This is a genomic window from Sorangium sp. So ce363 (genome assembly GCF_051520435.1).
Taxonomy (GTDB): domain Bacteria; phylum Myxococcota_A; class Polyangia; order Polyangiales; family Polyangiaceae; genus Sorangium; species Sorangium cellulosum_B.
The window spans coordinates 12,296,028-12,309,150 of the sequence record NZ_CP150333.1; the positions used below are offsets into that span (position 1 = coordinate 12,296,028).

Annotated in this window: 14 protein-coding genes; 8 read left to right on the forward strand and 6 right to left on the reverse strand. The window is 69.8% G+C overall.

What is annotated here, in order from left to right; genetic code table 11:
• Positions 1 to 77 precede the first annotated feature (77 nt).
• A complete protein-coding gene (gene hisC / locus WMF12_RS46250; protein WP_437855466.1) occupies positions 78 to 1,175 on the reverse strand; it encodes a histidinol-phosphate transaminase in 1,098 nt (365 codons plus the stop codon).
• 220 nt (positions 1,176 to 1,395) lie between these two features.
• On the opposite strand from hisC, the gene WMF12_RS46255 reads away from it, so the two are divergent.
• From WMF12_RS46255 to WMF12_RS46265, 3 genes are read left to right on the forward strand one after another with little or no spacing between them, the layout of a single operon-like run.
• Positions 1,396 to 1,953, forward strand: a complete 558-nt coding sequence (locus tag WMF12_RS46255; protein ID WP_437855468.1) for a glycine cleavage system protein R — start codon at positions 1,396 to 1,398, stop codon at positions 1,951 to 1,953.
• Positions 1,954 to 1,987: 34 nt separating this feature from the next.
• Positions 1,988 to 2,929, forward strand: a complete 942-nt coding sequence (locus WMF12_RS46260; protein ID WP_437855471.1) for a hypothetical protein — start codon at positions 1,988 to 1,990, stop codon at positions 2,927 to 2,929.
• Between the two features lie 30 nt (positions 2,930 to 2,959).
• Positions 2,960 to 3,199, forward strand: coding sequence for a hypothetical protein (locus tag WMF12_RS46265; RefSeq protein ID WP_437855473.1), 240 nt, complete (start codon positions 2,960 to 2,962; stop codon positions 3,197 to 3,199).
• Between the two features lie 18 nt (positions 3,200 to 3,217).
• Here the strand turns inward: WMF12_RS46265 and WMF12_RS46270 are convergent, their stop codons facing one another.
• Positions 3,218 to 4,003, reverse strand: a complete 786-nt coding sequence (locus WMF12_RS46270) for an HAD family hydrolase (protein ID WP_437855477.1) — start codon at positions 4,001 to 4,003, stop codon at positions 3,218 to 3,220.
• 217 nt (positions 4,004 to 4,220) lie between these two features.
• Between WMF12_RS46270 and WMF12_RS46275 the strand changes: the two genes are divergently transcribed.
• Positions 4,221 to 5,009 (forward strand): Uma2 family endonuclease, encoded by a 789-nt coding sequence (locus tag WMF12_RS46275; RefSeq protein WP_437743105.1) that lies wholly within the window; start codon positions 4,221 to 4,223, stop codon positions 5,007 to 5,009.
• Between the two features lie 54 nt (positions 5,010 to 5,063).
• Here the strand turns inward: WMF12_RS46275 and WMF12_RS46280 are convergent, their stop codons facing one another.
• Complete coding sequence (locus WMF12_RS46280) at positions 5,064 to 5,828, reverse strand: SDR family oxidoreductase (protein ID WP_437855487.1); 765 nt, start codon at positions 5,826 to 5,828, stop codon at positions 5,064 to 5,066.
• Positions 5,829 to 5,986: 158 nt separating this feature from the next.
• Here WMF12_RS46280 and WMF12_RS46285 point away from each other — a divergent pair, with 158 nt between their 5' ends.
• Both WMF12_RS46285 and WMF12_RS46290 read left to right on the forward strand, forming a co-directional pair.
• Positions 5,987 to 6,850 carry a helix-turn-helix transcriptional regulator gene (locus WMF12_RS46285; protein ID WP_437855491.1) on the forward strand — a complete coding sequence of 288 codons (864 nt, stop codon included), beginning with the start codon at positions 5,987 to 5,989 and terminating at the stop codon, positions 6,848 to 6,850.
• 156 nt (positions 6,851 to 7,006) lie between these two features.
• A complete protein-coding gene (locus WMF12_RS46290; RefSeq protein ID WP_437855494.1) occupies positions 7,007 to 7,438 on the forward strand; it encodes a hypothetical protein in 432 nt (143 codons plus the stop codon).
• On the opposite strand, the gene WMF12_RS46295 is transcribed toward WMF12_RS46290, so the two are convergent.
• The 3 genes from WMF12_RS46295 to WMF12_RS46305 all read right to left on the reverse strand — a co-directional run bounded on the left by WMF12_RS46295 (position 7,325) and on the right by WMF12_RS46305 (position 9,540).
• On the reverse strand, positions 7,325 to 7,909 hold the full coding sequence (locus tag WMF12_RS46295) for a transposase (RefSeq protein WP_437855499.1): 585 nt from the start codon (positions 7,907 to 7,909) through the stop codon (positions 7,325 to 7,327). The genes WMF12_RS46290 and WMF12_RS46295 overlap by 114 nt on opposite strands.
• Positions 7,906 to 8,070: a hypothetical protein gene (locus tag WMF12_RS46300; RefSeq protein WP_437855502.1), complete on the reverse strand. Its 165-nt coding sequence runs from the start codon at positions 8,068 to 8,070 to the stop codon at positions 7,906 to 7,908. The genes WMF12_RS46295 and WMF12_RS46300 overlap by 4 nt, the downstream gene beginning before the upstream one ends.
• Before the next feature lie 114 nt (positions 8,071 to 8,184).
• On the reverse strand, positions 8,185 to 9,540 hold the full coding sequence (locus tag WMF12_RS46305) for a hypothetical protein (RefSeq protein ID WP_437743110.1): 1,356 nt from the start codon (positions 9,538 to 9,540) through the stop codon (positions 8,185 to 8,187).
• Between the two features lie 828 nt (positions 9,541 to 10,368).
• Between WMF12_RS46305 and WMF12_RS46310 the strand changes: the two genes are divergently transcribed.
• Together WMF12_RS46310 and WMF12_RS46315 are read left to right on the forward strand one after the other, a co-directional pair.
• The gene (locus WMF12_RS46310; RefSeq protein WP_437855505.1) at positions 10,369 to 10,857 is read left to right on the forward strand and encodes a hypothetical protein; all 489 of its coding nucleotides are present in this window, start codon (positions 10,369 to 10,371) and stop codon (positions 10,855 to 10,857) included.
• Positions 10,858 to 11,454: 597 nt separating this feature from the next.
• Complete coding sequence (locus WMF12_RS46315) at positions 11,455 to 13,116, forward strand: DUF1592 domain-containing protein (RefSeq protein ID WP_437855507.1); 1,662 nt, start codon at positions 11,455 to 11,457, stop codon at positions 13,114 to 13,116.
• The last annotated feature ends 7 nt before the right edge of the window (positions 13,117 to 13,123 follow it).

The following is a 13,123-nucleotide window of genomic DNA, read 5'->3' on the forward strand; positions in this document are numbered from 1 at the left end:
GCAAGGATCGTACACGTGCGCACGAAGCGGACGGCGCGCGACGGCGCATGGCGCCCCGGCCGCCACGGCGGCTCAGCTCATGATGCGCTCGCGCCCCCGGCGGCGCGCGACAGCTCGTCGATCGCGCCAAGCAGCGCGTCGTTTTGCTCCGGCGTGCCCACCGTGATCCGCAGCCTGTCCTGGATGCGCGGCGCGTCCCAGTAGCGCACGAAGATGGCGCGGTCGTAGAGCGCCCGGTACATCGCCTGCGCCGACAGCCCTCCTCCCGGCGGACTCGCCAGGACGAAGTTGCTCTGGCTCGGCGCCACCGTGAACCCCTTTTGCCGGAGCGCCCCGGTGAGCCGGGCGCGCTCGGCGATCACCTTCTCCCAGCTCTTCCTCGCCTCGTCCCGCGCGGAGAGCGCCGCGGTGGCCGCGGCCTGCGAGAGGATATCGGTGTTGTAGCTGTCGCGGGCCTTGTCGAGCGTCTCGATGAGCCGCGGGTGCCCGAGCCCATACCCGAACCTGAGCCCCGCGAGCGAGTATCCCTTGCTCAGGGTCCGCAGCAGAAGAACGTTGTCGAGCCCTCGCGCCGGGTCGAGCAGCGGCGTCGCGTCGAACTCCGCGAAGTCGACGTACGCCTCGTCGATGAGGAGCACGCCGCGGAACGCCCGCGCGACGCGCTCGAGCTTGTCGAGCGGCTCCTGCCGCCCCGACGGCGCGTGCGGGTTGACGAGGAGCGCGAGCCGGCAGCCGTGCTCGTTCAGGCGCTGCGCGAAATCCTCCGGGACCGACCAGTCCTCGGCCAGGGGGACCTGGGTGATCGTCGTGCCGTGGATCTCCGCGAGCACGTCGTAGAGCGAGTAGGTCGGGTACGTCTCGCCGATGCCGCGGCCGCCGGGCTCGCAGAACACCGTCATGGCCATGCGAAGCAGCTCGTCGCCGCCGTTCGTGGCGATCACCTGCTCGGGCGACAGGCCATGGAGCCGCGCCGCGGTCTCGCGGAACTGCTGCGCCCGGGGCGGCGGGTACCGGCGGAGCTGATCGGCCGAGACGTCCCGGATCGCCTCGAGCACGGCGGCCGGCGGCGGGTACGGGTTCTCGTTCGTGTTGAGCTTGACCACGTCGGCCCGCTGCGGCTGCTCACCTGGCGTGTAGGGCGTGAGTCGATGGATGTTGTCGCGTTCGTACAGCATGGGGATGGCCGTCTCTCGCCCACTGGCCCGCCGGAGACAAGCGCCTCGTCGTCGGTATGGCGCGCGCGGACGCGCGCGCGGCGCTCGATCCGGCCGCTCTCGGGGGAGCTCGGCCGGAGGACACGGACGGCGTTGCCCGGGCGCTCGTCGTCCGGGACGCGCGGCCCGCGCGCCCGCGGCGAGGTGCGCTGGCTGCGCGGATCGGACTAAGATGCGCCGCATGACGACGACGTCCGAGCCTGAAGTCTTCCTGGTCCTCTCCTGCCTCGGCCCTGATCGGACGGGCATCGTCGCGGAGGTGACCCACTACCTGACGGAGCGCGGCGCCAACGTGGAGGACAGCCGGATGGCGGTGCTCGGCGGCGAGTTCGGCATCCTCCTGCTCGCGTCGGGGCCCTCCGGCGCGATCGAGGCGGTCGAGCGCGAGACGGAGTCGCTCACCCGGGCGACGGGGCTCACGGTGCAGAGCCGCAGGACCAAGAGCCCCGAGTCGCACCGGCGCGCGGCGACCATCCCTTGCGTCATCTCCGTCGACGCGCTGGATCACGAGGGCATCGTGCGCGCGGTGTCGCGCGCGCTCCACGGCGTCGGCGTCAACATCGTCTCGCTCGAGACCTCGGCCTACGAGGCGCCTGTCACCGGCTCGCAGCTCTTCCGGATGGAGGCCCGCGTCGACGTCCCCGCCGGGGTGACCGTCACCCAGCTCCGCAAGGCGATGGATGCGGTCGCGGAGTCCGAGAACCTCGACATCGACGTCCGCTCGCTCATCAAGGGCTGACCGCGCCGCGCGAGAACCGGTATCCTCGCGGGCCATGCCCTTCAGCAATCTGAGCTCCCCCCGCAAGGTGCACGGCCTGGACGCGGAGATCCGAGGCGCCGCGGTCCTCGCGAGCCCCGGGCTCGTCGCGATGGTCTCGACCGATCCGGTGCGCCTCGGCGTCTGTCCGGTCGGCGGCTCCGGCGCGAAGACGACGAACCTGTCGCTGCCTTCGGCGCACGACGTGGCGCTCCTGTCGAAGGACGTCGCCGTGGTGCGGAGCGGCGACGACGCGGTGTGGGCGCTGCTCGGCATCACGCACGGCCCGAAGCTCGATCAGGTCGGCCGGGACGCGCGGCAGCTCGCCACGCGGCCGTCGGGCGAGACGGCGCTCGCGCTCGGCTGGGACGGCAGCGCGACGGAGCTCAAGCTCGACAAGACCGAGGTGAACGGCCGCACCTTCGCGGTGCGCGGCTCCGCGCGGGCGTTCGATCTGACCGAGACCGAGGCGCACGTGGTGATGGACGGCGCGGGGGAGGGCGGCGAGCTCCGCGTCCACCCCGGCGCGACGCCCGAGCCGGGCCCGACGCTCCGCGCCTCGCTGCCGCGCGCGGCCCAGAACCTCGATCGCGTGCGCGGCGGCCCCAAGCTGACGGCGGTGTACAAGCGCGGCGCGAGCGCGGTCTGCGCGGTCGTGAGGTCGTCCGGCAAGCTCGCGGCCAAGATGCTCGCGTTCGCCGATCCCGTCGCCGACGTCGCCGTCCTCGAGTCGAGCCTCTTCGCGGCCTTCGCGGACGGCCGCGTCGCGCTGTTCGACGGCGCCGCCATCGAGGCCGCGTCCGGCGCGCCGCTCGCGCCGACGGCGAGCGTCACGCTCGGCGCCCGCGGCGAGCCGGCCGTGCTCGCGGTCGCGGGCAAGGGGGCGCCGACCCTGTGGGTCGGGACGAGCGCCGGGGAGATCTGGAGCCTGGCGATCGTCCGCAAGCAGGGCGGCTGAGGGGGCGCCGCACGGTGCTATGACCCTACGGTGCTCTCGCTGAAAGCCACCGTGCGGAACGGCCACATCGTGCTCGACGAGCCCACCGAATTGCCAGAGGGGGCCATCGTGGATCTCGTCGTCGTGGGGGGAGACACGCTCGATGAGCTCGACGACGAGGAGCGGGGGGCCCTCCACGCCGCGCTAGCCGAGGCCATCGTGCAGGACGACGCAGCAGGTACGATCGACGCCGACGAGGTGCTTGCTCGCCTCCGTGCTCGCGCGTCGTGACGCCGCCCTCACCGCGGCTCACGCCGCGCGCGCCGCGATCCGCCCGTCGACCAGCGCGTCCGGATCGAGCTGGTCGAGCGTCGTCACGACGCGATCCGCCCCCGCGGCCGCCAGCAGCGCCTCGTCGGCGAGCCGCGCCACGCCGATCGCGGTCATCCCGGCCGCCTTCGCGGCCTGCACCCCGGAGGGGGCGTCCTCGATCACGAGGCAGCGCGGCGGCGGGACACCGAGCGCGCGCGCGGCGGCCAGGAACAGGTCCGGCGCCGGTTTTCCGCGCGCCATCGCGGCGCCGCAGAGGTCGGCGTCGAACAGATCGAGCAGCGTCGCGCCCAGGGAGACCGGCGCGCGGCGGGGGTTCTGGTGCTCGACGAAGGCGTCGACGCGGATCCTGCGGAGGAGCTCGCTGGCGTTCCTGGACGACGACGCCGCCGCGAGGAGCACGCCGCGCGCCTTGAGCTCCAGGATCAGCCGCGTCGCGTCAGGGAACACGACGAACTTCCCCGCCGCGATCTTCCGGAGCAGCACCGCCTGCTTGCGCTCGGCGTAGACCCCGGCGCGCTCCGCCGCGTCGGGCACGCCGAAGTAGTCGAGCGCCGCGCGCGCGCCGCTCTCGCGCGCCTTGCCGGCGACCTCGCTCTGGTAGACGGCCGTCGTGAACCGCTCGGGCGCGTAGCGTGTCTCGGGCGCGATCGCGCGCCACTCGGTCGCCATCAGCGCCTCCAGCGCCTCCTGCCAGGCGCGCTCATGCGGCGAGTCGACAACCACCCCATCCACGTCGAAGAGCACTCCCCCGAGAGAACGCATGCCGCCGACATGGCGCCGGCGCGCCGGATCGGGAGCCCCACGGCGCCACGGCGACGCGGCGCGCAGTCCGCTGGAGCGCGCTGGCGACAGCCGCCCGCGGCGCAGCGTCGTGCCTCCCTCCGGCTCCGTCCGACGGCACGCCACGGTCGACTGCCGCGCGCGGTCGCGCCCGCCTGTGGCTCCCGCCGCTCCGCTCGGGGTGCTACCGTGTGGGCTCGTGCTGCCTGCCCGTTCCGGAGCCGCTCCCCCTGCGACGCGCCTGCCGCGCGCGCTCGTCGTCCGCGACCCGGAGCCCGAGGAGCTCCGCGCGACCATCGACTGGTCGGACTGGTACCTGGACGACGCGGACGGCATCGGCGCGTGGGGCGAGCACGACGAGATCTCCCGCCTGCTCCTCTCGTCGATCGCGCAGCTCGCGCGCGAGCGCGGCTGGACAGACCACCACGCCGGCACGGATCGGTTCTTCGCCTGGGTGCGCGAGGAGCCGCTCGTGCGCGTCTCGCCGGACGTCTACCTCCTCGATCACCGCCCCGCGCCGCCGCTGCCCAAGCAGTGGCAGACCTGGCTGCCCGGACACCGGCCCCCGCGCTTCGCCCTGGAGATCGTGGCGACCGACTGGCAGAAGGCCTACGAGGACGTCCCGCTCAAGTACTGCCAGCTCGGCTGCCCGGAGCTCGCGATCTTCGATCCGCTGGCCGCCACGCACCGGCCGCCGGCGGGGCGCGTGGCGCTCCAGGCCTACCGGCGCGACCCCGACGGCGCGTATGTCCGCGTGTACGCCGGCGCAGGGCGCGTGTGGAGCCCCGCGCTCGACAGCTGGCTCTGCGTGATCGGCGGCGGGGCCGAGTCCCGGCTCCGCCTCACGCGCCCCGGCGGCAAGGGCGAGCTCGTGCCCACCCAGGAGGAAGCCGCGGCGATCGAGGCCCGCGCGAGGGAGGCGGCCGAGGCGCGCGTGCGCGAGCTGGAGGCGCGCGTGCGCGAGCTGGAGCAGCTGGATCACGGGTAACACATGGCGCGTGTCACGGCGCCGCGAGCGTTTCCGGTCGCGAGGAGGCGCCGGTCACACCTGCTGGGTCGGCATCATGGTGACGTGCGCCAGGTTGACGTGCCGCGGGAGGGCGGCCGTGAAGGCGATGGTGCTCGCCAGGTCGTCCGCCGTGAGCCACGTGATCTGCTGCCTCGCCTTGGCGATCCACGCCTTGGCGGCCTCGTCGGTCATGTGGCTCTGGAGCTCCGTGTTGACGAACCCAGGCTCGATGACCGAGACGCGGACGTGCTTCGGTCCGAGCTCGGCGCGCAGGTTGCGCGAGAGGTGGGTGACAGCGGCCTTGGTGGCGCAGTACACGGCGAACGTCGGAAAGACGCCGTGCGCGCCGATCGACGAGATGTTGATGAGGTCCGACGGGCCGCCCCGCTTCGCGGCCGCGACCAGCGGATCGATGAACGCGTCGACGACCCGCATCGCGCCGGTGAGGTTGACCTCGATCATCTGCTCGAAATCGGCGATCCGGTGCTCCTCGACGCCGGACGGCAACATGACGCCGGCGTTGTTGATCACGAGGTCGACGGGGCCGAGCTCGGCCGCGATCGACCGCGCGGCGCCGGCGACGGCGGTCCTGTCCCTGGCGTCGGCGGAGAGCGCGAGCGCGCGCCCGCCCGCGGCGCGGATGCCCTCGGCCAGTGAATCGAGGCGGTCCTTGCGACGCGCGACGAGCGCGACGGCGGCGCCCTGCGCGGCGAGCTTGCGCGCGGTGGCCTCACCGATGCCGCTGGAGGCCCCGGTGACGACGGCGATGCGACCTGCGAGAGGAAGATGTTGAGACATGGTGCCAGCTCCTGGTTGGGTCCCCGCTCGGGGGTGCCCGCAATCTGGAGCTCCGCGTCGAGGTTAGGCAGACGTGCCGGGAACCTAGGATTCGCAATCCCTGGATAGAGGAGCGCGAACAGTGCATCTTTCGATGCGTGCCCGGGGCGCGCGCGATCGTGAGCGACAGGCGGAGCGAGCTGGCGGATTTCCTCCGAGGGAGGCGGATGCGCGCGGCGCCGATCGCGGGCGGCGCGTTCGCGGGGAAGCGGCGGCGCACGCCGGGCCTCAGGCGCGAGGAGATCGCGCAGCTCGCCGGGCTCAGCGTCGACTGGTACACCCGGCTCGAGCAAGGGCGTGACGTGAACCCGTCGCGCGAGACGCTCGAGGCGATCGCGCGCGTGCTGAAGCTCGACGACGACGAGCGAGGTCACCTGTTCTACCTGGCGCGGCCCGAGCCCGCGCGGGCCGCGGCGCGCCAGGAGAGGGCTGAGCCGGCGATGGCGCGCGCGCTCGACGCGATGCGCGTCCCGGCGCTCGTCTTCAGCCCCCGGTTCGACGTGCTCGCGTCGAACGGCGCCGCGCGCCGCCTGCTGGTGGACTTCGGCGACGTCTCCCCGCGAAGGCGCAACCTGCTCTGGATGACCTTCCGCCATGCGGCCTACCGCGCGCGCTACGCGGAGATCGGCGTGATCGAGCGGGAGGTCGTGGCCGCGTTCCGCTTCAGCGCGAGCTCCTACGTCGGAGATCCGGAGTTCGACGCGCTCGTCGCCGAGCTGCTCGAGACGAGCGAGGCGTTCCGGGCGATCTGGGCGCGCCACGAGGTCCGCGCCAAGGTGAGCGGCACGAAGGCCTTCCGCGTCGAGGCCGAGGGCGCGGGTGGCCGTGACGCCGGCGGCGCCGGGCCGCTCGTGCTCGAGTGGCACACGCTCGCCTCGACGACGTCGAGCCGCCAGCAGCTCGTCTACTACACGGCGCGCGCGGCGGGAGGGCCCGAGGACGAGCGCCGCCTCGCGGCGCTGTGCGGGGCCGACAGCGGATGAATGGGGCGCAGAAATGGTCGTACTGGAGCTCCCCGACCGTCGGCTGGGAGTTTTCTATCCCGGCCCCACGCGCGCGGAATCCATACATCGCGGACAATCTGAAGCGGAACCCCGCTTCACAGCGCTCCCTCCGGGAGGACGCAACGAGAAGGAAGAATGCAGTCACTAGAATCTGCCACCGAGGCCCTGCTCGTCCGCATCGTCCCTGGGCTCGCCGATCAGTGGCAGGGCGCGTCGCCGGACGAGATCGAGCGGATCGAGCAGCTCGCGCCCGGGCCGCTGCCCGCCTTCTACCGCTGGTTCCTCGGCAAGACGGGCCGGAGCATGGGCCCGATGGCGTACCCGAGCCTCGACTTCTCCGCGCAGCGGGTGCTCTGGTGCTACGACGAGGCTCTGCAGGTCGCGCCTAGCCGGCGGTTCTTCCTCATCGGGTACGAGACCGACGAGCACAAGCAGTTGCACGTCTTCTATGATCTAGAGCGGGGAGCAGGTCCGAGGGATACAGTACCCGCAGTGGTTGAACCAGCCGCGTGCGTCCGTCGGAGTGATCGCTCCGATCGCGTGGCCCATCGACTTGTAGACGGCTGAGGGCGTTCGAGGTGCATCCGCTCGGATCGACTCTTTGATCTTGGAACCACAATTCTCGACCGGTGAAAAGTCCGGGGAGTAGGGCGGCAGGTACATCAGCTTCGCGCCAGCGCCTTCGATCGCTTCGCGAACGCCCCGCGTGCGGTGTGACCCGAGGTTGTCCGCGATGACGACCTGGCCTGGCCTCAGCGCGGGCACGAGCTGCCCCTCGACGTACGGGCGGAAGGCTACGCCGTCCATCGTGCCCTCGAACGCGAAGGGAGCGACGACACCGTCGAGGCCCAGCCCGATCGTGAGCGTGATCGTGGGGTCAGTGTTGATCGGCACCGCACCGTGGGCACGGACTCCCCGTGGCGCCCATGCATGCCTCCGCGTCATGCCCAGATTGGTCCCAAATTCGTCAATAAAAACCAATTCTTGTGGATTGAGTCGAGCGAGCTTCTTCGCGAAGGCCTGGCGAGCCGCTGTCACATCTTCCGTGTCGCGCTCGGCTGCGTGGAGCGCTTTTTTTTCCGGGTGATGTTCAGCCGCCGCAACGCCCGGCCGACGGTATGGCGGCTGGCTACGATGTGATCACGGCGCGCGAGCTGGACAGCCAAATCGTCCAGGGTCGCGTCGGAGGACGTCGCCACGAGCGACCTCAGGTCATCCAGCGCTTGCCCGTCGATCTTCGGTCGCGGCCCGTTGGCGCGAGGGCGCGGCGCGCCCGTAAAGGGAAGTCATGAACGTCACGTGCTACCTCTCTCTCAATAGACGTAGGCTCCGGCGAGCCGCAGTCCCAGGTATTGGTCGATGGCCCCGCCCGCGATGTAGGCGTCGCCCTGCTCGGGCTGGAACGACGAGAAGAACCGGGCGTACTCGGCGAGCACGCGCGCCTCGATGCCGGTCGCGATGGGGACCATCACCCCGGCCATCGCGCCGATGCCCTGCACGCTCGGCCCCTTGAACCGCTCGTAGACGGCGCCTGACGAGAGCGGCAGGAGGTACTCGGCGCCCAGCGTCAGCGCGACCGGGCCGACCGGGAAGCGGCCGTCGAGGCCGGCCCGGAACAGGGTGTAGGAGACATTGGGCACCGTCCTGGCGAGATCCGCCGGCGCCTCGATATCGAAGGTCAGGAACCGGAGCCCGGCGGAGATCCCGAGCTGGGACGCGTCGCCGATCGACAGCCGCTCCCGGAGGCCCAGGTTGATGCGCTGGTAGGTGGTGCTGATCGGGTCGCCGTCGCCCACCGCCGAGTTGAGGCCGAGCGCCCGCGCGTAGCTCGCGGTGATCCCGAGGCCCTTGAGCACCGCGATGTCCGTCGACGCGAGCGGGTACACCTCGCCCGCGATCGACAGCGCGGGCTGCCCGAAGACGCTGTAGGGCCGGAGGTTCTGCGTGCGCGGATCGGAGTAGTCGAACCAGCGGCCGATGAACTCGACGCCGAGCTCGACCGAGAAGAGCGCCGACCCGGCCTCGTGCGGCTCGCGCTTGCCGCCCTTCCCGCCCTCGTCGGCGTCCCTCTCCTCGCCGCCTTCGTCCTTCTCCTCGTCCCCCCCGTCGTCATCCTCGCCTTCGCCTTCCCGGTCGCCCTTCGCCTCGTCCTCCTCGGCGGGCGGCGGCGCGATCTGCGCCAGCGTCGGGCCGAGCAGCTCTTCCAGCGCCTTCTTGCGGTCGTCGCGCGAGCCGGTCACCGGCACCGCGCTGTCCACGGCGAGGTCGCCGGCGTTCTCGTCGACGTAGACGAGGTGGACCTCTTTCTTCTTCTTCTTGTTCGTCCGCGAGACGCCGTAGATGACCCCTTCCGCCTTCGCGGCCTTGCCCGCCTTGCGGATGCGGTCGATGGCCTTCTTGCGCTGGGCCTTCGACACGAGCGTGTCCCCGACGGGCTTGGTCTGGCCGGCGCTCTTCAGCGACTTCAAGAACGCGTCAGGGTCCACGACCCCCAGCGTCTCCGGTACGATGGCGAGGATGTCCTCGCGGATGTCATCCGCGTTGGGGCCTTCGATGCGCACCGCGATCGACTTCGACGCCTTGGGGGCGGCGAGCGTGGCCGGCGCGAGTGCGAACGTCGCGGCGGTCGCGGCGGAGAGCCCGAGCAGGATCCGCCCGCAGAGGCTCATGGAAAGGAACAGTGTTGTGGTTCTGGTGGGTTTGCGCACGGGCCTCTCGCTAGCGGCAGAGACGTCAACCGGGGCTTGCACGCGCGTGAGCCTGCAGGGGACCTGGACGAGCTCCCGCAGGCTGCTTCGTTCAGGCGGCCCCTTCGATGCATGGATAAGTTGCTGGCATAGCGTCGCTTTCCAGGGGTGGATCGTATAGAGAATTTGTCTGTCAACCCAGAGCAGGTCCCGCAGTGTGATGGAACCTGGAGCACCTGATCCCGGACGGGGCCGATGTGATGACACCGTGCGCCCGAAGAGGGGCTGAGCAGAGCCCGCCGCAACATAAGTCACGCAGCACCCGAAGTTGCCATCCGGCCGCCTTGCCGGACCTCAGAGAATTCCGATGGGAAATACTATGGAACTCACGACAGCCGAAGCGAGGGTTGTCGTGGTCTCCAGTGCATTGAAATTGGCAAGACCCAAGCACCATCGATCGGCGATCGCTTCCGCGGTGCCCGACCGAACGGAATCGGTGCCGAGACCGATCAGATGACGAAGGTCTCGGTGCGCATGACGGCCCACCCGAGGCGAAGCAAATGGATGCCTGTCGAGCGGAATGTGAACGTTCACATGGTCGATGTCAACGCCAATTGATAGGCCCGCGGGCGTATCCCCGAGCCCGAGGGAGGGCAAGGCTGGCGGGGCTCCTCCGGCGCGCCGCGTCAACATGGGCGGACGCCGGACCGCGTTGATCGCCGGCCCGCCCGACGCGCTCGAAGCCGAGCAGCGCATCGACGGTTGGCGCTCGACGCTGCGAGCCCGCCGGCGCCTGGGATGTCGACGAGCATGAAGCTGATGAGTGCGGTGTTGATGAGCGTCGGCATTGGCTTTGCGGGCGCAGCATGGGCCGCGAGCGGGACCGCGGAGGTCCCCGGTTCTGTTGCCGAGGGGAGGAATTTTGGCTGCGGTGCAAAAGGACAGAAGGCCTGTCCGATGCAGGGCTGGATGAAGGCGGTGATGCAGTCGGCGACCACGAGAGGCGACGGCGCGAAGATCGCGTCGGCGCTGGAATACGTGGCGCCGAAGCCGTCGCCCGGGATGCGCAAGTGGGTCGCGATCTCGAAGGATGGCGCGGAAAAGGCCAAGAAGGGCGATATCGACGGCAGCTCCGTTCGAGCGGGTCCGCCAAACGGAGTGGTCATCGTGAGCTCCTGTGCCGTGGTGCACCGATTTCTGTTCATGGTCAGGCCGATGACGATGGCAGCCTTCGTGGGCAACCGTCGTGATGCCGTTCGCTTTCTTGAGCCCGAGGCACGCCGCTCCATTTCTGGTTGACACCGACAATGTGAACGCTCACAATCCCTTGTCGGGGTGTCGTTCTGCTTTGCCCTGGACAGGCCGTCGTGCGCGCCGGCCCTTCGTCCCCGGGATCGGGATCGATCTCGGCACCGGGTACGTTCGTTCGGTCGTCGAGCACGCGTGCAGCGGCGCGTTCGCGGGCGCATCGCTCGCGCCATGCCGCGCTCTGAGCGCGAGGCCTCACCTGCGATCCGCACACGCACCGGTTCACTCAGCTTTCAGCCGTACACAACCAACATCGTCGAGGCTGCCGTGCGTTCATATATAGCGGCAAATCGTCGCTCTCGCTGGATTGAGCCTGGTGGGATGCGGCTCGTCGGATCCAGAGCCGCAGACGCTCCCCGAGACGCTGCTCTGGCTGTGGCGCGGTTACCCGCGCTGAACGCCGGGGGCGACATCGATTTTGATCACGAACGCCGCCATTGTAACAATAAACGGAGACGGAACTACAAGGATCTCGATATTCGGATCGCGCTTGGATTCCCTAGCCTCACCCAGCTTCCCTCCAACATCTCATCCTAGCAAGAGCGTTCCATGCCAATCGCAGAACGAATCGGTGTACTAGGTTCACTCATGAGCCGCTCGTCTCGCCTCGCGGCGCCGCTCGCGGTCGTCGTGGCCAGCGGGTGCACGGGCGTCTTGGGACCCGAGGGCGACGCGGCGCCGGCGGCCGAGACGGTGCCGGCGGCCGAGTGTGGCGCCACCCCTGCGCTGGCCAAACCGCGCATCTGGCGGTTGACCAACACCCAGCTTGCCAACACCTTGCGCGACGAGTTCGACATCCAGCCGGCAGCGCTTGCGAACTTGCCGAACGAGGCCAGGCTCGACGGCTTCGCCAACCAGGCCTCAGACCTGCGAATCGCGCCGCTCCTCGCGGACGTATATTTCGCCGTCGGCGAGGAGCTCGGGGCGCACGCGCTGCAGAACCCCGACAAGTTTGGGATCGCTTGCGACGTCGCCAGCTTGGCGCCTGGCCCTTGCCTGGACGGTTTCGTCACCAAAACGGGGCAAAAGCTCTGGCGCCGCCCGCTCTCGGCGACTGAAGTCACCTCCTTCAGCGCGCTCTTCGCCAAGACCGCCGCGCAGGGCGAAGGTCCTGCCGGAGGTGTCAAGAGCGTCGTGCAGGCGCTGTTCATGTCGCCGAACAGCCTGCACCGCACGGAGCTCGGCACGGTGAAGGATTCACGAGCGGTGACACCGTTGACGGACCACGAGATCGCTTCGGCGCTCTCGTACCTGCTTTGGGACAGCGCGCCGGATGCTGAGCTCACCGCGCTCGCAGATCAGGGGGAGCTGCGCGACCGTACAGTGCTCTTGGCCCAGGCCAAGCGCCTGTTCGAGGCGCGCGATAAGGCGGCGCCGGCCATGAACCACTTCTTCGAGCAGTGGCTGGAGCTCGAGAATCTCTCGAATTCGGTGAAAGAGGCCAGCATCTTTCCGATGGCAACGCCCGAGCTCACCGCCGATTTGAAAGAAGAGCTGCGCCTGTTCACGAACAGCGTACTCTTCGACGCGGGAGCGGATCGTCGCTTCGACTCGCTGTTCACGAGCACGTACGCGTTCGTGAACGAGCGCACCGCTCCGCTCTACGGTTTGAGCGGGGTGACCGGCAACGCCATGGTGCGTCGCGAGCTCAATCCGACGGAACGCCGAGGCATCTTCACCTCGCTACCGTTTCTCTGGGGCCACGCGCACAGCGAAGATACGAACCTCGTCGGGCGCGGCGCCTACGTCCGCGCAGAGGTCCTATGCCACCGCGTGCCGCTGCCGCCCGGCGGTGTTCCAAATGCTGGCCAATTTGCCGAGCCGGGCGCCACGGGTCGGCAAAGACTCGGCATTCATGCGAGTCCGGGCTGCGCCGTCTGTCACAACCTGTTCGACGGCATCGGGTTTGCGCTCGAAAGCTACGATGCTATCGGTCGCTACAGAACGATGGATCAGGGGCAGGTGATCGATGCGAGCGGCAGTCTGCCGCTGCCGAGCGAGGGGAATGCGCTTCCCGGAATCGTGTTTTCCAACTTCGTGGAGATGGTGGACGAGTTGGCGCAAAAGCCGGATGTCTACGGCTGCTTCACCCAGCAGTTCGCCGCCTACGCTTCAGGATACGACTTGCCGGAGCTCGACGCCTGTGAGAAGGAGCGCCTCGCGGACGACTTTGCACGCTCACAGCACGCGATCGATCAGCTGGTGCTGAGCGTGATCGCATCGCCGAGCTTCATCGACCGGAGGAACTAGGAGTTCG